Origin of the sequence: Amycolatopsis benzoatilytica AK 16/65, from assembly GCF_000383915.1 — a bacterium.
In the GTDB taxonomy this organism is placed as follows: Bacteria; Actinomycetota; Actinomycetes; order Mycobacteriales; family Pseudonocardiaceae; genus Amycolatopsis; species Amycolatopsis benzoatilytica.
Map to the genome: position 1 here is coordinate 6561331 of NZ_KB912942.1, position 18494 is coordinate 6579824.

11 protein-coding genes are annotated in these 18494 nt (G+C 63.2%); 7 read left to right on the forward strand and 4 right to left on the reverse strand.

Annotated features, from left to right (window positions below; genetic code table 11):
- Positions 1 to 64: 64 nt before the first annotated feature.
- From AMYBE_RS45155 to brxL, 7 genes are all read left to right on the forward strand, one after another.
- Positions 65 to 211: a hypothetical protein gene (locus AMYBE_RS45155; RefSeq protein ID WP_020663171.1), complete on the forward strand. Its 147-nt coding sequence runs from the start codon at positions 65 to 67 to the stop codon at positions 209 to 211.
- 259 nt (positions 212 to 470) lie between these two features.
- Positions 471 to 1100, forward strand: coding sequence for a DUF1819 family protein (locus AMYBE_RS0130425; RefSeq protein WP_020663172.1), 630 nt, complete (start codon positions 471 to 473; stop codon positions 1098 to 1100).
- Positions 1097 to 1696, forward strand: a complete 600-nt coding sequence (locus AMYBE_RS0130430; protein ID WP_020663173.1) for a DUF1788 domain-containing protein — start codon at positions 1097 to 1099, stop codon at positions 1694 to 1696. Before AMYBE_RS0130425 ends, AMYBE_RS0130430 begins: the two co-directional genes overlap by 4 nt.
- 5 nt (positions 1697 to 1701) lie before the next feature.
- Complete coding sequence (gene brxC, locus AMYBE_RS0130435) at positions 1702 to 5196, forward strand: BREX system P-loop protein BrxC (protein WP_027928180.1); 3495 nt, start codon at positions 1702 to 1704, stop codon at positions 5194 to 5196.
- On the forward strand, positions 5196 to 8708 hold the full coding sequence (gene pglX / locus AMYBE_RS0130440; RefSeq protein ID WP_020663175.1) for a BREX-1 system adenine-specific DNA-methyltransferase PglX: 3513 nt from the start codon (positions 5196 to 5198) through the stop codon (positions 8706 to 8708). Before brxC ends, pglX begins: the two co-directional genes overlap by 1 nt.
- Positions 8701 to 11208, forward strand: coding sequence for a BREX-1 system phosphatase PglZ type A (gene pglZ, locus AMYBE_RS0130445; protein WP_020663176.1), 2508 nt, complete (start codon positions 8701 to 8703; stop codon positions 11206 to 11208). The genes pglX and pglZ overlap by 8 nt, the downstream gene beginning before the upstream one ends.
- A gap of 14 nt (positions 11209 to 11222) precedes the next feature.
- A complete protein-coding gene (gene brxL / locus AMYBE_RS0130450; protein WP_020663177.1) occupies positions 11223 to 13331 on the forward strand; it encodes a BREX system Lon protease-like protein BrxL in 2109 nt (702 codons plus the stop codon).
- A 250-nt stretch (positions 13332 to 13581) separates the two neighbouring features.
- On the opposite strand, the gene AMYBE_RS0130455 is transcribed toward brxL, so the two are convergent.
- The 4 genes from AMYBE_RS0130455 to AMYBE_RS0130470 form a co-directional block, all read right to left on the reverse strand.
- Positions 13582 to 14154 carry a hypothetical protein gene (locus AMYBE_RS0130455; protein WP_020663178.1) on the reverse strand — a complete coding sequence of 191 codons (573 nt, stop codon included), beginning with the start codon at positions 14152 to 14154 and terminating at the stop codon, positions 13582 to 13584.
- A 415-nt stretch (positions 14155 to 14569) separates the two neighbouring features.
- The gene (locus AMYBE_RS0130460; protein WP_020663179.1) at positions 14570 to 16324 is read right to left on the reverse strand and encodes a recombinase family protein; all 1755 of its coding nucleotides are present in this window, start codon (positions 16322 to 16324) and stop codon (positions 14570 to 14572) included.
- A gap of 185 nt (positions 16325 to 16509) precedes the next feature.
- Complete coding sequence (locus tag AMYBE_RS0130465) at positions 16510 to 16758, reverse strand: hypothetical protein (protein ID WP_020663180.1); 249 nt, start codon at positions 16756 to 16758, stop codon at positions 16510 to 16512.
- Between the two features lie 607 nt (positions 16759 to 17365).
- Entirely contained in the window at positions 17366 to 18493 is a 1128-nt protein-coding gene (locus AMYBE_RS0130470) for a replication-relaxation family protein (RefSeq protein WP_020663181.1), read from the reverse strand.
- Position 18494: the final 1 nt, after the last annotated feature.

Genomic DNA, 18494 nt, shown 5'->3' on the forward strand with positions numbered 1-18494 from the left:
GGCACTGGTTGCGGTCCGCGTCACGCGTACGCCGCATGCGAGGTCAGGCCATTGCACTGCTCGGGTGCGGCGCATCGAGGGCGAGATCAACTCGCGGCAGTCGGTCGTCTGCCCAGACGAGAAGTCCGAGATGCGGTTGTTGCTGCGCACCGGCCGTGGCCAGGTCAAGCAGGATCTCCCCGGTAAGCTGACGGCCCTAACGTGCCCGTGACTGCTAATCGGCTGGAGGTTTCCGTCGTGCCTGACCGCTGGCTGCCTGCCGATAACACACAACTCACTCCGGCATTACGAAAGACCAGGTTTACGCGTGGATCGAGGAGCAGAGCTAGCGAGGTCGATGAGTGGTTCGCGAACCAGGCGGCGTGGCTTCGTCGGATGAAGGAGCCTCTCACGGTGATCAGTGAACCGCCTGCCGAGGCGATCACCGGACGCCAACTTTCCGACTCTCCCAGCACCGAGACGCTCGCTCTATGAGCGCCCCGCTGTCGGCCGTCCGGCCGTATGAATTGTCGTTCACTGCTGGCGCCCTCTTGTCCCGCGAGAGTGCGCTGCTCGCGGCCGTATACCTCAAGCAACCGGACTGGCACCGGGTCCGCGAGCATGCGATGGGACACAACCTGCTCCAGGCGCGGACCGGCAGCACCGGAGTGCGGCTGGTTCGCGAGACCGTGAAGCGGCTCTCCACGCTCTCCGACCACGAAGTCAAGCTCCTGACCGAGGCGACAGCCTCGGAGCGCGGACACCTCATGTGGGCCGCTGCTTGCCGCCGCTACGAGCTCATCGGCGAGTTTGCCGAGGAGGTCTTGCGAGAGCGCTTCCTGCTCCTGGCCTCGACGCTGGAACACCAGGACTTCGACAGCTTCGTCCGGACCAAGGCGCTGTGGCATGACGAGCTGGCCGAGATCAAGAATTCGACGATGCAGAAGCTGAGGTCAAACGTGTTCAAGATGCTCCGGGAGGCCGAGCTGCTGTCGGATGCTGGGCTAATCAGGCCGGCTGTGCTGTCCAAGCAAGTCGTTTCCGCCCTCAACGACCACAGGCCGAGCGATTTGAGGTTCTTCCCGACACGGCAGACAGCAGTGCAGGGGGGTGCGCGGTGATCCCGAAGACTCTGCCGCAGCAGGAAGACCACCTGTTCGCGGTCCTCAGCGGCAAGCGGTTCCTGCAGATGGAGGGCCTGAGCAACGAAGTCCCGTTCTTCATCTACCCATACCCGCCGGAGGACGCGCTCGCTGTCGCGGCAGCTAAGAAGCGGATCAAGAACCGTCTGTCCAACGCCGGGATCCGGGTCTTCGAGGTCAACCTCTATGACCTGTCGGTTGATCTGCTCAAGGAGCGGGGCGACTGGGACGAAGTGCTCGAAGTTGAGCCATCCCTGGACAAGTCAGAGTTCACGGAGATGCTGCAATCGATGCTCAACCCTCAACTGTGCCTGGCCCCGGCTATCCGGGAGCGCCTCGCGCAGGTCGAGTTCGAGATCTTCTTCCTCACCGGGATCGGTGAGGTCTTCCCGTACATCCGCTCGCACAACATGCTGAACAATCTGCAGTCAGTGGTCAAGGACAAGCCGATGCTCATGTTCTTCCCCGGCCGCTACGACCAGTCGGCCACCTTGGGCTCATCGCTCGTGCTGTTCGGTCGGCTCAAGGACGACCAGTATTACCGAGCCAAGGATATCCGGGAACAGGAGGCGTGAGCTCGATGCAGCTCGACCAGATCTTCGCCAAGGACATTCAGCGTCCGATCGAAGGCGTCATCAAGGCAGATGACGTCGCGCACCTGGGGACAGAGGTCGACGAGTACGTCCTGACCAACGAGGCCGCGAAGGGCATGGAGATCCTGCTCGAGGAGTACACGAGCTACACCAACGCCAACGGCGTGTGGATCTCTGGCTTCTTCGGAGCTGGTAAGTCGCACATGCTCAAGATGCTTGCCCACCTGCTGGGTGACGTCGGAGGCCAGGACTACCCGCGCCAGAACGTCTCCGACAGCTTCCGCGCCAAGACCCCGGACGCCTTCCTACCCGGACTGCTCAACAAGGCGGACCGCATCCCTGCTAAGAGCCTGTTGTTCAACATCGACCAGAAGGCCACCCTCATTACCAAGGACCAGACCGACGCCTTACTCAAGGTGTTCGTCAAGGTCTTCGACGACTCGCGTGGCTACTTTGGCGACCAGGGCCACGTCGCTCGATTTGAACGCCAGATGGATGACGAAGGACAATTGGAGGCGTTCAAGGGCGCTTTCAAAAGCATCTCGGGTCGAGACTGGACCGAACGTCGACCAAGCTTCGGGCTTCCCACGGTTCGCAAGCAGGTCAATGAGGCATATGCAAAGGTAACTGGTATTGCCCTCTCAAGTGCTTCGGACATCCTTGCGACCTACCAGGCGACGTACTCAGTGTCGATCGAGGACTTCGCCGACGAGGTCAAGGCATGGCTGGACAAGCAGGGCGACCCGGCGTTCCGGCTGAACTTCTTCGTCGACGAGGTCGGCCAGTTCATCGGCTCGGACACCAAACTGATGCTCAACCTGCAGACCATCGCCGAGTCGCTCAACACCAAATGCTCTGGCCGGGCGTGGGTGTTCGTGACCTCGCAGGAGGACATGGAAAAGGTCATCGGCGACCGCACCCGCCAGCAGGGCAACGACTTCTCCAAGATCCAGGCCCGATTCAAGACTCGCCTCAAGCTCACCAGCGCCGACGTCGAGGAGGTCATCCGCAAGCGTCTGCTCGAAAAGAACGACGCCGGCGTGGCCGCGCTGAGCACGATCCACGCCGCCCAGCACGCCAACTTCAAGACGCTGTTCGACTTCGTCGACGGGGCCAAGACCTACCGCAACTACGCTGACGAGGCCCACTTCGTCGGGACCTACCCATTCGTCAGCTACCAGTTCCCGCTGTTCCAGGCCGCGATCGAGGGTATCTCCGACCACAACGTTTTCGAGGGGCGCAACAGTTCGGTGGGCGAGCGCTCGATGCTCGGCGTCGTCCAGCAGGTCGCCAAGGACATCGGCAATGTCGAGGTCGGCCAGCTCGCCACGTTCGACAGCATGTTCGCCGGTATCCGCGCCTCGCTGAAGTCTGCCGCCCAGCGTTCGATCGACGTCGCCGAGCGCAACCTCGACAACCCGCTGGCCATCCGTCTGCTCAAGGCACTGTTCCTGGTCAAGTACGTCGAGAGCTTCCAAGCGACCCCGCGTAACCTCACGGTGCTGGTCTACGACCGTTTCGGCCTCGACCTTCCCGCGCTCTCGGAGCAGGTCAAGGAAGCGCTGACCATGCTGGAGACGCAGACCTACATTCAACGCAACGGCAACACCTACGAGTATCTGACCAACGAAGAACAGGTCATCGCGGAAGAGATCAAGAACGTCGACATCGACGCCTCCGAGATCAGCGGGAGACTGTTCAAGATCCTCTCGGGCGACGTCATCAAGACGAACAAGATCCGCTACGCCAAGAACGGCCAGGACTTCCCGTTCGGCTTCAAGCTCGACGACCAGGTCCATGGCCCGCAGCGCGAACTGGCGGTCCACTTCATCTCGCCGGAGTACCCGTACTCACCCGACGAGATCCGCATGCACAGCGCGGGCAAGGACGAGCTGCGCGTCATCCTCGAACCGGACGCCCGGCTGCTGGCGGATCTGCGGCTGTTGATCAGGACCGAGAAGTACATCAAGCGCAAACAGAGCACCTCGATCTCGGCCATTGAGGGCCAGATCCTGCAGACCAAGGGTGCGCAGAACATCGACCGCGAGAAGGAACTCATCGAGCGGGCGAAGGTCTCTGTGGGCAAGTCCACGCTGGTCATCAACGCCGCCGACGTCACCTCAAACTCCCAAGACGCGCTCGTTCGGGTGACCGACGGCTTCCAAGACCTCATCAGCCGCACCTACACCCAGCTCAAGCTGCTTGGCGGTGCGACCTACAGCGAGCAGCAGGTCGCCTCGGCTGTCAAGTCCGACAGCGGGCTGTTCGATGCCGAAACCGCCAGCAGCCTGTACGAGCCGGCGGAGGAGGTGCTGTCGTTCGTTCTCCGCAAGGAGACACTCGGCGAGCAGGTCACGATGAAGACTATCGTCGACGGCTTCACGACCAAGCCCTACGGCTGGGACCTGGCCTCGATCGAGGTCCTGGTCGCCTACCTGATCGGCACATCCAAGGTCACGCTTACGGTCGACGGCAACCTCCTCAAGCGTTCCGAGGTCGCGACGGTACTGCGCAACACTCAGAAGCACGCCCACGCCGTGGTGTCTCCCCAAAGAACTTTCAACGAGCGCAAGGTCGCCGCTTTCCGCAAGTTCTGCACCGACTTCTTTGACGAGGGCAACACCCCCAAGGACCCGCTGGAACTCGCCCGCCACGGGGCCGACAGGCTGCAGGCCAAGCGCGACGAGCTCAACGCGACCGTCACAGGTTCGAAGTACCCGTTCGTGGCTCAGCTCTCGACTCCGATCGCGCTGCTTGACGAGGTGGTCGGCAAACCCGACGACTGGTACCTGACTGACTTCAACCTTGGCGACGACTTGCTCGACGCCAAGGAAAGCACGATCGACCAGATCCAGGCATTCCTCAGCGGTGGCCAGAAGACCATCTATGACCAGGCGGCCGACCTGCTGGCCACCCACAGCAGCAACCTCGGTTATCTGCCCTCTGGGAGTGACGCGACGGTGCGCGCCGCCCTGGACGACCCGGACGCCTTCCGCGGCAACAAAATGGCCCAGCTCAAGCAGGCCACCGACCAGTTGCGTGCTCAGATCGACGGAGTCGTCACCGGCAACCGCGCGGATGTCACCGAGGCGATCGAGGGACGCAAGGCTGAGATCGAAGGAAGTGCTTTCTACGCCAAAGCAACCGCGGACGCCCAGGATAGCGTGCTGCGTCAAGTCGAACAGACTATCTCCGTCGTCCGTACCCAGAACCAGGTCGCCCTCATCCGCCAGACCGGCACGAGTTTCGAGGAGACGGTCTACCCAGGTCTGGTCGACCAGTTGGCTGCCGCTCAGCAGGCAAACGGCAAAGGTGACGGTGATGCGCCACCGCCGCCAAAGCAGACCGTGTCGGTCAAGACCATCACGGCCACCGGCGTCTCGGGTGTGTTGGAAACAGAAGAGGACGTCGACCGCTACCTCGGCGCTCTGCGCACGGCACTCGTCCTGGCCCTGAACGATGGAAAGCGAATCTCTCTCTGATGGAAACCGCGCCGCTGAAGTCGTTCGCTACCTGGGCGCGTACGACGCTGATCCGTGAGGTGACTGCAAGGGTCGCCGTTGTACTTGCCCAAGCCTCGTCCGAGCGGGTGGAGCAGCCCAGGGCCGTCGAGGCCCTGGAGAAGGCCGTCAGCGCGTCCGGTGGGGGCGACAAGGGCAAGGCAGCGGTCACCGACCGGGTCGCCTACACGTGGTTCAACCGGATCATCGCCCTGCGGTTCATGGACGCCAACGGTTACACCGGCATCGGCGTTGTCTCACCACAGCCCGGCGTTGAGACCGGTCAACCCGAGATTCTGGCCGAAGCCAAGCGCGGCAACATCGAGGCTGCGGTGGTCGGCACCAAGACCCGCGACACGGTCACGGCTCTGCTAAACGGCACCCGCCGAAGCGACGACGCCCAGGGCGAGGCATACGCCCTGTTGCTCGCGGACTACTGCCGCTACTGGAACCGCGCAATGCCGTTCATGTTCGAGCGGGAGGGCGACTTCACCGAGTTGCTCATCCCGGCCAACCTGTTGGCCGACGGCTCAGTGGCGAGCCGCGCCGCTAAGGAGCTCACGAAGGACGTGTGCCAGGACGTCGAGGTCATCGGCTGGCTGTACCAGTTCTACATCTCGGAGCGCAAAGACGAGGTCTTCGCCGGCTTCAAGAAGAACAAGAAGGCTGGCGCCGACGAGATCCCCGCAGCCACACAGCTCTTCACACCGCACTGGATCGTCCGCTACCTCGTCGAAAACTCCCTTGGCCGTCTCTGGATGCTCAACCGCCCGTCTTCCGGGCTGGTCAACCAGATGGCCTACTACATCGCTCCGGTCGATGAGGAGACCGACTTCCTCAAGATCGCCAGCCCCGAGGAGCTCACGGTCGTCGATCCGGCCTGTGGCTCCGGACACATGCTGACGTACGCTTTCGACCTCCTGTACGCCATCTATGAGGAAGAGGGCTACGCCCCGGCGGAGATCCCCAGCCTAATCCTGACCACCAACCTCTACGGGGTCGAGATCGACCCCCGAGCTGGTGCACTTGCAGCTTTCGCCCTGACTATGAAGGCCCGCGCCAAGCAGCGTACGTTCTTCAACAAACAGATCGAGCCCAACGTCTGCGTCCTCGATCCGATCCGTTTCACGCCTGACGAGGTCGACCTCCTACTTACGCCCGACGGTGACCAGCAGGCAGAAACGGCCTTCTGGAACCAATTCGCGCAAGCCGACAACGTCGGCTCGCTTATCCGACCCAACGAACCGCTAATCGGGCACCTCCGTATGCACTTGGGCGAGCACGTGGGCGGCCGCGGTGAGCTGCTGGCTCAGGACGTGATTGAGCGTGCTTACCGAGTGATCCACCAAGCGGACGTTCTGCTTACCCGTTACACCGTAGCTGTTGCGAACCCGCCCTATTTGGGAGGCCGGAGCATGGGAGTGTCGCTGGCTGCATTCGCAAAGGACTGGTTTTTTGACTCAAAGAGCGACTTGTTCGCGATGTTCATTGAACGTAACGCTTCCCTGGTTGTTCCGGGCGGGTACGTCGGCATGATCACCATGCAGTCGTGGATGTTCTTGCGGTCATACGAAGTATTGCGAAGGAATATCCTCAAAAACCAGGCGATCCTGACTATGGCGCACCTCGGGTCGGGCGCATTCGACACAATCGCCGGCGAGGTTGTTTCGACCACTGCATTCGTCTTTGTCAACGCCCCCGACCCGCAACATCGTGGTTTGTACTTTAGGTTGATCGAGGAACGGGGCGAGGCCGCAAAGGGCAAGGCGTTGCTCGAACGAAGGGCTACAAGCGAGGCGTACGCGGCTTCGGCGGCGGACTTTGAGCGCGTCCCGGGTGAGCCGATCGCTTATTGGCTCTCGCCACAGATGCTCACCGCGTTCCAACTCGGGCACGCGCTCGAGGAGATTGGTGCTCCACGCCAGGGTATGGCGACGTCAGACAATGGTCGCTTCACCCGCCGATGGTTTGAAGTCCCATTCGATCGGCTTGGCATAGGCATGACGCGCGATGAAGCGAGGTCAAGCGGACGTCGGTGGTTTCCGTATAACAAAGGCGGTGAGTACAGGAAGTGGTACGGAAACCAGGACGTGGTTGTCGACTGGGAGCACGACGGACGCGAGGTGCTTGGATATGCAGCCTCAAAGTACGGAAGTCCGACACGCACGATTAAGAACATTAAGCACTACTTCGAACCGTCGATATCGTGGTCGAAAGTCGGCGCCGGAATCCCTACGTTCAGGTACTTCCCGCAAGGCTTCGTCTTTGACGTTGCGGGCACGTCGATATTCGCCCCAGAGGCGACGTTGTTGGAGTTGGCTGCATTCTGTAATTCGTCCGTCGCTCACGCAATGCTGCAGGCAACGTCACCGACGCTAAACTTCGAAGTTGGCACTTTGGCCCGGCTTCCGGTGACCAAGCTCCCCGATAGTGTTATAGACGCAGTCCGCAATCTAATCGAAATTCATCGCCTTGATTGGAACAGGTTCGAGACGTCGTGGGATTTCCAAACCTTGGACACGATCACTTTTGGCGCACAGCGTGTCTCGGAAGCATTTATGCGATTCTTCGAGGCGGCCAACATGGATGCAGTCCATGCACGTGATCTGGAGATCGACCTGAACGTTGAGGTCGCGAAAGCTTACGGGCTCGAGTCAGAGATCGATTCTGATGTTCCACTGATGCGTATCACCCTGATCGCAAATCCGGCGTTTCGGTACGGTCAGCGATCTCTTGAGGAGCATGTTGACCGCTTCAATGCAGACTGCGCTGAAGATCTGATCTCGTATGCAGTTGGCTGCATGTTTGGACGTTACAGCCTCGATGAGCCGGGTCTCATCCTGGCCGGTCAGGGGTCGACGGTTCAGGACTACCTGGCAAAGGTGTCAAATCCGACCTTCGCGCCGGACGAGGACAACGTCATTCCTGTCGTTGATGGCGACTGGTTCGAAGACGACATCGTTGCACGTTTCCGCGCCTTCCTCCGAGTGGCCTTCGGAGAGCAGCACTTCGAAGAGAACCTGCGATTCGTGACCAAGTCGCTCGGCGTCAAGGATATCCGCGACTATTTCGTGAAGTCCTTCTATAAGGACCACGTTCAGCGATACAAGAAGCGCCCGATCTACTGGCTGTTCTCCAGCCCCAAGGGCTCGTTCAATGCCCTGATCTACATGCATCGCTACACGCCGTCCACGGTCTCGACGGTACTCAACGAGTACCTGCGCGAGTTCCGCGCCAAGCTGACCGCCAGCCTGCCGCAACAGGAGCGCCTGGCCGCTGGTAGCGGTCCACCGCGTCAGCAGGCGGCTGCCCAGAAGGAGGCTGACCGGTTGCGCAAGGTGCTGCTGGAGCTTGAGGAGTACGAGCACGATGTGCTGTACCCACTGGCGTCCCGCCAGCTGACTATCGACCTGGACGATGGCGTGAAGGCGAATTACCCGAAGTTCGGTGCAGCCCTGAAGAAGATCCCCGGGCTAGGGGGCGGCGATGAGTGAGTCCGCCACGGTCCGACCGCACCTGCTGCGTTGGTTCGATCGCCACCGGGTCGTCTTCTGGCACGACGCGGAAGGCCGGTACGCCGCGGACATCGACAGCTTCGACCTGCCTGGCATCCAGACCATCCGCGTCGCCAACGACGAGTTCGCCATCAAGAACCGGTTGCTGCGCGACGAGCCGGAGGGCAAGTTCCTGGTCTACCGCTCGGGTCGAGCACCTGATGGCATCGGGAACTGGCTGCTCGATCTTGAGCTGGCCTATGGGGTGTTCACGGCTGACCGTACCGCGCTGGTCGCCCAGGATCTCGGCCTCACAGGCAAGGACATCGTCGAAGTCGTCCAGGCGTATGAGAAGTTCTTCAACGCCACGAAGCGCGTCCAGAGCCTCAAAGCACTCCTCAACCCCGAGGACGACGCAACCGATCTGCGCGCCAAGATGACCGCCGTAGTGCTGGGCCTTAAGGACTCGCACAGTCTGCTGGAGATCACGCGCACCCTCCTGACCGAGAACGCGAAGGGCCAGCACGCCAAGTACGACGCTCTCGTCGACTTCGGCCTAGACGACTTTTACTGGCAGGGTGTGGCCCGCATCTACGGCTACGAGTCGGCGTCGCCGAGCATCGATGACCTGGTGCTGTGGATCTTCGGCAGAGCCATCGAGGGTTTTAAGTCGGAGCGCCCGGGCGGTCTGCAGAACATCCAGCTCGACTTCGCCAGTCTGCGCAACGATCGACGCAGTCAGGCGGCAATGGCGACGCTCGCCAGGCGGGCGGCAGGCGACCTTGACTACACGTCACAGATCGAGGATGCAAGCTTCCGCGATCTGGTGGACAGAGTCCCGGACGACGTGTTCGAGGAGGCGGACCAGAAGATCATCAGTGACCTAGCGCGGGCGGTAGCCGAGCAGACCGTCACTCCGCGCGAGGTGGCCGAGGTAGTCCGCCAGCGACAGAGCAGCGTCTGGGCCGACGGTTACAAGCAGCTCTACACGGCCGTCGCCAGTGCATCGGAGCTGCTGGGCGAGCTGGCTTCGCTGAATCTCGGCATACAGTCGTTCGACGACGGGCTGGAGCGGTACCGGCGTGAGTTGTTCCGCATCGACCAGCTGTACCGCAAGTTCGTCTACGCTGCGCGCACGGCGGAGTACCCGAAGCCTCTGGAGGCGCTTCGCGAGCTGGTCGAGAAGCGTTACACCAACAAGTACGTCTATGAGCTGGGCAACGCCTGGCAGCAGCGGGTGGACCAGGTTGAGACGTGGCGTTCGATTGCCCTGAATTCGCAGACGGCATTCTACGCCCGCTACGTCGAGCCGCTGGTGCGCGACGGCGACAAGAAGGCCGTAGTTATCATCTCCGACGCGCTGCGCTACGAGGTGGCCCACGAGCTTCGCTCGCTCATCCGAAAGGAGGACCGCTTCGAAGCCGACTTGGAGGCCGTGCTCGGGGTGCTGCCCAGCTATACCCAGCTCGGCATGGCGGCGCTGCTTCCGCACTCCACTCTCAAACACTCGGCGGACGCCAAGACGGTGCTTGTGGACGACCAGCCGACGAACAACACCGCCTTCCGCAGCAAGATCCTGGAGGGCGTGGGCGGGTCGGCGATCCAGGCCGAGGACTTCAAGGCCCTGAACGCTGAGGAGCGGCGCGAGCTGTATAAGTCCAACCGGGTCTTGTACGTCTACCACAACCGAATCGACGCCACGGGGGATAAGCCAGGCACTGAACGGCAGGTCTTCGAAGCGGTCGATGACACCCTGCGTGACATCGTTGACCTGGTGAAGAAGCTGGCGAGCGCCAACGCCACCAACATCTTCATCACCGCCGACCATGGCTTCCTGTTCCAGGACGAGGCACTGCCCGACACATTCTTCCTGTCGGCCCAGCCGCAGGGCGACGGCATCAAGGTCGTCAACCGGCGCTTCGTGCTGGGCAACGGGCTCAAGCGCGATAACGCCTTCGCCACCTTCGAGGCCGCCCAGCTCGGGCTGGAGAGCGACCTGGAAATCCAGATCCCCAAGTCGCTCCACCGTCTGCGGCTGCCCGGTGGCGGTTCACGATTCGTGCATGGCGGGGCGACGTTGCAGGAGATCGTCGTGCCGGTGCTGGCGGTCAATAAGAAGCGCAAGGGCGACACCAGGCTGGTCAACGTCGAGGTCTGGCCCGAGTCCGACAAGATCACAACCGGACAGGTCGTCGTCCGGCTCTTCCAGACCGAGCCGGTCAGCGAGAAGGTCCAGGCCCGCACGCTCCGTGCAGGGCTCTATGTCGGTGAGACCCTCATCTCGAACGTCGCAGACCTGACGTTCGACCAGACGTCCTCCGACAAGCGCGATCGCTACCAGAGCGCTCATATGCTGCTCAGCCAAGACGCCAACGACTACAACAACCGGGCCGTCGAGTTCCGCCTGGAGGAGCGCATACCCAACACCAACCAGTGGCGGGTCTTCGCCAAGGCGGTCTACACGTTGAAGCGTTCGTTCGCGTCGGACTTCGACTTCTGAGGAGGGAAGCTGGGATGAGCGAGACGGAGAACGAGACACCGGAGCCGACTGTGCCACAGCAGAGTGATCTCGACTTCAAGATCAACCTGCTCTTCCCCGGGGTGGTCGTCCGCAAGGACCTGGTGAAGGCCGTCCAGGGCAACGCCATCGTGCCGTCATACGTCCTGGAGTACCTGCTCGGGCAGTACGCCGCCTCCGACGACGAAGCCACCATCCAGGCCGGCATCGACACCGTCCGCAAAATCCTGGCCGAGCACTACGTGCACCGCAGCGAATCCGAGTTGGTCAAGTCGACGATCAAGGAGCGTGGCCGGCACCGGATCATCGACAAGGTCACCGTCACCCTCAACGACAAGGCCGACGTCTACGAGGCCGAGTTCGCCAACCTCGGCATCAAAGGCGTGATCGTCGACTCGCCGGTCGTCAAAGCCCACCCCAAGCTGCTGGTCGGCGGCGTGTGGTGCATCTGCGACATCGAGTACTTCCATAGCGATGAGCACTGGGACGTTCCCTGGAACCTTGGCTCGATCAAGCCCATCCAGCTGTCCAAGTTCGACGTCGACCAGTACCTCGAAGCCCGCCGCGGATTCAACACCGAAGAGTGGATCGACTTGCTGATGCAGTCCATCGGCTTCAACCCCGAGGTCTTCAGCAGACGAGGGAAGTTCTTCCAGCTCGTGCGCCTCATCCCGTTCGTCGAGCGCAACTACAATCTCGTCGAGCTAGGCCCCAAGGGCACCGGAAAGTCCCACATCTTCTCGGAGTTCTCACCCCACGGGATGCTGATCTCCGGTGGCGAAGTCACCGTCCCCAAGCTCTTCGTCAACAACTCCAACGGACGCATCGGCCTGGTCGGCTACTGGGACGTCGTCGCCTTCGACGAGTTCGCCGGCAAGAAGAAGCGCACCGACAAGTCGCTCGTCGACATCATGAAGAACTACATGGCCAACAAGTCATTCTCGCGTGGTGTCGAGACGCTTGGCGCTGAGGCCTCGATGGTCTTCGTTGGGAACACCTCGCACACCGTGCCGTACATGCTCAAGAACTCCGACCTGTTCGACGAGCTGCCCGACGCCTACCACGACCCGGCCTACCTCGACCGCTTGCACCACTACATACCCGGTTGGGAAGTGGACATCATCCGTGGCGAGATGTTCTCTGACGGCTACGGGTTCGTCGTCGACTACATCGCCGAAGTCCTCAAGTCGATGCGCTCGCAGGACTACTCCGACCGCTACCAGCAGCACTACACGCTGTCGCCCGACATCTCGACGCGCGATCGCGACGGCATCCACAAGACGTTCTCCGGCTTGATGAAGATCCTCTATCCGGGCGGCGAGGCCGCCCGCAAGGAAATCGAGGAGATCCTTCGGTTCGCCATAGAGGGACGTAAGCGCGTCAAAGACCAGATCCTGCGCATCGACTCGACCATGGCCGAGGTGAAGTTCGGTTACTTCGACAAGGAAGGCACCTGGTACGCCGTCGGCACGCTCGAGGAGGACCAGTACCCCACGTACTACCACCGGGTCCGCACGGGCACTGAGCCAGATGAGGCACCGGCAAACGCAGATCCGCTGGTAGCCGGCGCGGCGTCCGCGGAACTGTTCCAGGGACATCGGGAGTACCAAGAAGGTCAGCGTGGCGTCTCGTATGACGAGTTGGTCGTCCCGTACTTGCAGGGCGCCTCGCAGATCACGATCGTCGACCCCTACGTGCGCATGTTTCACCAGGCCAGGAACCTGATGGAGCTCACCGAGGCGATCGCACGCGGCAAGGATCCTGCCGACGAGGTTGCGCTCAAGCTCATCACAGTCGAGAACCAGGACGGTCCGGAGAAGCTGCAGAAGCAGTACGAGTACCTCGTACAGATCAAGCAGAGCGCGGCCGTGCTCGGCATCGTCTTCGACGTCGAGTTCGCTGAGCCCCAGTCGATCCACGACCGCTCGATCAGCACCGACACCGGCTGGAGGATCCTGCTCGGGCGCGGCCTCGACATCTTCCAGCGCATGAGTGACAGCCCGTTCGACCTCGCCACGAGGTACCAGAAGTACCGCGGGCTCAAGGCCTTCGGCATCACGTATCTTCGAGAACCTTGCGGAACGGAACAGGGCAACGGCAGCTGATCAGTGTCCGGTCAAGCGGCTGAAGTTCGTCCGCCACTGGATGCGTGCGTCAGCAAATGGCTCGCAACGGCCGTCTGGGCTGCACTGCGGCCAGTTCGTGTACCGGCCGCGCCGGCTTGGTAGCTGGCGATTAGTTCCTGGACCTGGTCGGCGTCGAACTGGCGTGCCCGCCGTGGTTTGCGGCGCTCGATGGGCGGTGGAGTCGGCTCGGTGGGCCGGGCAGCTTCGGCAACAGTGTCTCCAGGGGCGTCTAATCGTCCTGGTCACGCGTGCGGCAACTTTCTTGCTCGAACGGTGGCAGCCAAACACGCATGCCCAACGTCCGGAAACGCCGCGAGTCGGACCGGATCGTCAGCCAGTTGGCGCGCGTGAACTCGATCTTGCGTTCCTGATCCGGGTGGCGCTTGCCGAGAGCTGCTGCGATTGGGGCGAGGTTCATCGGGAACGCGAGCACGCCGACGACGGTGAACGCCTCGACGAGTACGAGCACGTACCAGTCCACGTCGTCGATGCGGCGAACGCGGTGCTCGTTGACCCAGACCGCGCTGCCCGGCGCGTTGGCCAGGTACTTCACCTGCGCCTTCACGCCGTCCGGTAGTTCGACATCCCAAGCCTTCTGCACGCGGTTGACGGCAAGCTTGCCACCCATCAGCGCTGCAACCAGATGCTCGGCCACTTCGGCAAGTGGGTCACGATTCGAGGAGTGGCCAAGTACGGCCAACAGACGCTCGCGGGCTTGGCGGTACTCGTCCAGGGCGTTCACCAGGGTGCGAACCCGGACGGAATCGGCGGACGAGGGTGATCCGTTCTCGTCGCTGGTCACGGACAACCGCCTCCTTGGCGTCACTCTGAACTGTCGCTGGTCAGGCGTACGATGCTGCCACCCGGAGCGATGAGGGAGGACCTTCGTTTGGACAGTACGAGTGAACCGCTGACCACTGAGCAGCAGCTCGTGCTCCAGGCCATCTACGACTGGTTCCGGCAGCCCGGCAGGTGGCCGCCTTTCGTCACGGTCGACCGACCTATACGCCACACCCACGGCCTCGATACCCGGTCGGTGATCCAGTCATTGTCAGACTCGCTGATCGTCAAGCCGCGGCCTGCAACCTGGTACGCAGCCGATGATGACGCCCACCAACGTTCGGCACCGCGGCTTCGAACCCCCGCGCGAACGAGGCAAAAACCCCAGGTCAACCCGTGTCGCAGGCCCGCTTGAGCACAGCAGGAAGACCGGAGACCTAACGGAGCCCAGACTTGCTGTCAGCAACCGCGAACATGATCTTGAAATCGGCAAAACCGCAGCTAGACGCCCTGCGATTGAAACCTGTTTCAAGATCACCGCGATCGAACCCACTGGCTTTTAATCCTTGGGTCCAGGGTTCGAGCCCCTGGCGGCCCACCGATTTAGTCATTGTGCGAACCACTCCGTTCGGGGCCGTTTCCGCTGGTAGGGCGGTGGCGGTCCCGCCGTTGTTGCGGGGTTGGGGGATGCGGAAGACCGGGATGAGCCGGTCGGGGCCGGTGATGGTGACCTTGGCGACCAGGGCTTCGACGAGTGCCTTGATCTGGTTGTGGGTGCCGCTGGGGATGATCTCGGCGATGTGATCGGCCACCGCCACGAGGGTAGCGGGCTCCGGGGCGCTGGGTTCGTCGTCGAGCGCGAGGGTGAGTTCGTCGCGGCGAACACGGAGCTGCTTGGTCTTGGCGCGTAGTTCGGTGAGCCGGTCGGCGACGAGTTCTTCGTCCATGGTGCCGCGCTCGAACGCGGTCAGGTACCGGTCGATGGCCAGCCCGGTCTTGGTGATCTCGTTCTCGACCGTGGCGAGTTCGGCGTGTCGGTCGGCGTGCGCCGCCTGGTGCTGTTTCTGTTCGTGGGCGATGGCATCGGCGATGAGGTCGTGGCGGGTGCGGTAGAAACCGGCCAGCGCGTCCAGGACCGCCGCGTCCACGGCGTCGGCGTTGAGCCGCGACATGTCGCACTTGCTGGCGTCGTAGCGGGCAAGGTTCCAGCACGTGTAGTAGCGGTAGGTCTTGTTGCGGCCGGTGGCGCGGGTGCCGATCATGGCCTTGCCGCACTTCGGGCAGCGCAGGCGGCCGGTGAGCACGTAGTCGGAGCCGGACGCGGCGCGGTGGGCGTGGGACTCGCCACGGGCGTCGAGGATGGCTTGGGCCTGCTCCCACCGTGTGAGGTCGATGATGGGTGCGTGGGTGTCGGTCACGGTGGTCTCCCGGAACGTCAGTTCGCCGAGGTAGACGCGGTTGTTCAGGGCGCGGATGACTTGGTAGCCGGACCACTTGCCGCCGGAGCTGGTGCGGTGCCCGCGGTCGTTGAGGACTTTGGCGATGGCGCGGGACCCGAGCCGGTCCTTGGTGTACAGGTCGAAGATCAACCTGACGATCACCGCCTCGTGCTCGTCCACGACGAGGGTGTGGGTGGTCTTGTCGACCTGGTAGCCGAAGGGGCGTTTGCCGCCCTTCCACTTTCCCTTGGCGTGCTTGCGTTCCATCCCGGCGATGACCCGGTCGATGATGGTGTCGCGTTCGAACTGGGCGAACATGCCGAGCATCTGCACCAACATCCGACCCATCGGGGTCGAAGTGTCGAACGGCTCGGTGGCGCTGCGGAACACGACTCCGGCGGAGTCGAGTTCGTCGAGCAGCATCACCATGTCCCGCAGGTTGCGGGAGAACCGGTCGACCCGGTAGACGAGCAGCACGTCGATCAACCCGGCGCGGGCGGCGGCGAGCGCGCGTTGCAGCCCGTCGCGTTCGGTGGTGGCGCCGGAGGCGTCGTCGGGGAACCGCGCGACGAGCCGCCAGCCGGGCTGGGAGCCGATGTAGGCGTCCAGGCGGGTGTCCTGGGCTTCGATGGAGTAGGGCTGGTGCTCGTCGTCGGTGGAGCGCCGCACGTAGATCCCCACCCGCACATCGTCGCCGAGCGTGTTGGTCATCGCGGCCTTCTTGGTGCGCTGCGCGGTCGTCGATCGCGCCATTATTCCGACCCCCTTGGTCCGGTATCTCCGCGTCCCCTGTAGTAGCCGTTTCTCGGCTGCTACAGGGCGACTACGCGGCTACTAGATCACTACCAATTTCGACTTAAAACCGCAGCTCACAGGCGGTGCGCCGTGCTTCCATTATCGCTCATCAAGCACGGCAAGGGAAGCGGAACAGCACCGTTCTACGCGGCCTTTTCTTTGCCCTCCTTGGGGTTTTCCTGTTTAGCGCTCCACTCGGCGATGAGCGTGGCCAGGGTGGTGACGGCGAGGTCGTACTGTTGGGCGGTCATCGGTTCGGTGTCGATCCGCTCCACGCGCCAGGTGTCCTGTGTGGCTGATCGCGTGGAGCGGAACGGAAGCACGACGGCGTCGTCGCCGCCGTTGTCGTGTTCGTTGTCGTGTTCGGTGTGGTCGGGTGTGTGCTGGGGCATGGTGCACCTCGATTGCCCGCGAGCCCGTTCCGGGCGGAGGTCGCAGGCGGCTGTCAGCGGTCACTGGGCAACCGTCGATCAGCAGGACCCGCCGGCCCTCTGGTCACCAGCACCCCGGAAGCCTCCACACAGGAGAATTCGTGATGGGGGTGATGGCCGCGCCGCTACACGCGATTCAAGAACCGGCTCGGTCTGAACTGCTCCAACCATTGTGCCGCTTCGACTCCCCGACTGCCGTAGCACCCACCGGGGCCAGCGATCACCGGTCGACTGAACCCTCCCACTGTCCACCCGAGACATTCGCCGAGACTTACGCCGAGACCGCGAGACACGGTGCGAGACTTCGTGTCTCGCCGGTCTCGCCGTGGTCTCGGTGTCTCGTCTCGACCTGTCTCCGTGACTCGGCGCGGTCTCGCCAGGTACGGGACCACGATTGGACAGCTCGACGTACAACGGGTTCAGATTTCCCTGCTGCGCAAAGACGACGGGCCAAGGCCAGCGAACCGGTGCGGCCGTCGTCGCTGTCTTTCCTGCGGATCAGGTCATCGTCGGTCGCCTCCTCCGGGCAGGCGGAAGCGTGTGGGAACCCCTTGTGGGGACAGGGGATTCAGGCGGCCCAGCGTGTCCGCCGTGGCCGCTGCGGGTCCGGCCGCGCCGGGGCTACGGGCGCGCGGTCTACGTCGTCATCGTCTGCGTCGTCGTAGAGCGTCACGTCGTCGAGGTCGTCATCGTCGTCCGCATAGCCCGCTGGGTCGGCTGGTTCGGACTGAGCTGTGTGGATGCGGCGCGACATCTCGCGGTCGTTCGGGTCGAATGCCGCCTCGTTGAGCGGCTGGTCGGTGGTCGAGGCGCTGTGTTCGACGGAGGGGCCGCGTTGGGGCAGTTCGGCCAATCGGTACCGGCGCGGCACGCTGTCACCGCTCTGCGGCGTCCACAGGCCCCAGATCGGCGCTGCCGGGCCATCCGCGTGACCGTAGGCACCGTGAGGGTCGCGGGCCGCGGTGGCGATCACGAAACCAGGGGCGTGCCCGGCGAGGGCGCGGCGCAGCGCCGTGCGCAGGGCGATCTCCCGCCGGGTGGAGTGCACCGAGAACAGCAGGACGCCGAAGGCGTCGGTCGGGAAGGCGCCGTAGTCGTCGAGCTTGCCCGTGACCTTTGCCAGGGACTCGGTGCCGGTGTCGTGTTCGAGGAAGAACCGCACCGTCCGGCCGTGCTCTTCCCAGCAGCCGTAGCCGTCCGGACGTAGCCGGGTTTCCCGGCCGCCGCCCAGGTACTTCCAGAAGAACTCCGTGCAGCGGTGCTCGGACCACCACTGCGTCAGCCCGCTCACCTCACCCTCGCGGCCCGCCTCGCGTAGCCGGGCGGGGTTGCGGTGCGCGGCCAGGGCGCAGAAGAAGTCGTTCACGCCGAGCTGGTGATCCAGCTTCGGCCACAGCGCCAGCCGGTCCAGGCTCTCGGCGTACGCCTTCGGCGCGGGCGGGCGCTCCGCCCGCTGCGCCGCGATCAGCCGTGCGCCGAGGTAGCCCAGCGCGTAGCGCGTCTGGCTCGTCCCGCCGCGCAGGTAGGACTCGCGGAACGCGAACACCACGCCCAGCTCGCGCAGGTGCCGCAGCCGGTCCTGCGCGCGCCGCACCGACAGGAACTCGATGGCGGCGATCTGGTTGGTGGTCAGCACCTTGTGCTCGGCCAGCAGGGCCAGCAGGCGTCGGTCCCGGTCGACCAGGCGGAACCACAAC

Coding starts and splice junctions, on each gene's coding strand:
- brxC (WP_027928180.1), top strand. CDS start 1,702: ATGCAGCTCGACCAGATCTTCGCCAAGGACATTCAGCGTCCGATCGAA.
- brxL (WP_020663177.1), top strand. CDS start 11,223: ATGAGCGAGACGGAGAACGAGACACCGGAGCCGACTGTGCCACAGCAG.
- pglX (WP_020663175.1), top strand. CDS start 5,196: ATGGAAACCGCGCCGCTGAAGTCGTTCGCTACCTGGGCGCGTACGACG.
- pglZ (WP_020663176.1), top strand. CDS start 8,701: ATGAGTGAGTCCGCCACGGTCCGACCGCACCTGCTGCGTTGGTTCGAT.
- AMYBE_RS0130425 (WP_020663172.1), top strand. CDS start 471: ATGAGCGCCCCGCTGTCGGCCGTCCGGCCGTATGAATTGTCGTTCACT.
- AMYBE_RS0130465 (WP_020663180.1), bottom strand. CDS start 16,758: ATGCCCCAGCACACACCCGACCACACCGAACACGACAACGAACACGAC.
- AMYBE_RS0130460 (WP_020663179.1), bottom strand. CDS start 16,324: ATGGCGCGATCGACGACCGCGCAGCGCACCAAGAAGGCCGCGATGACC.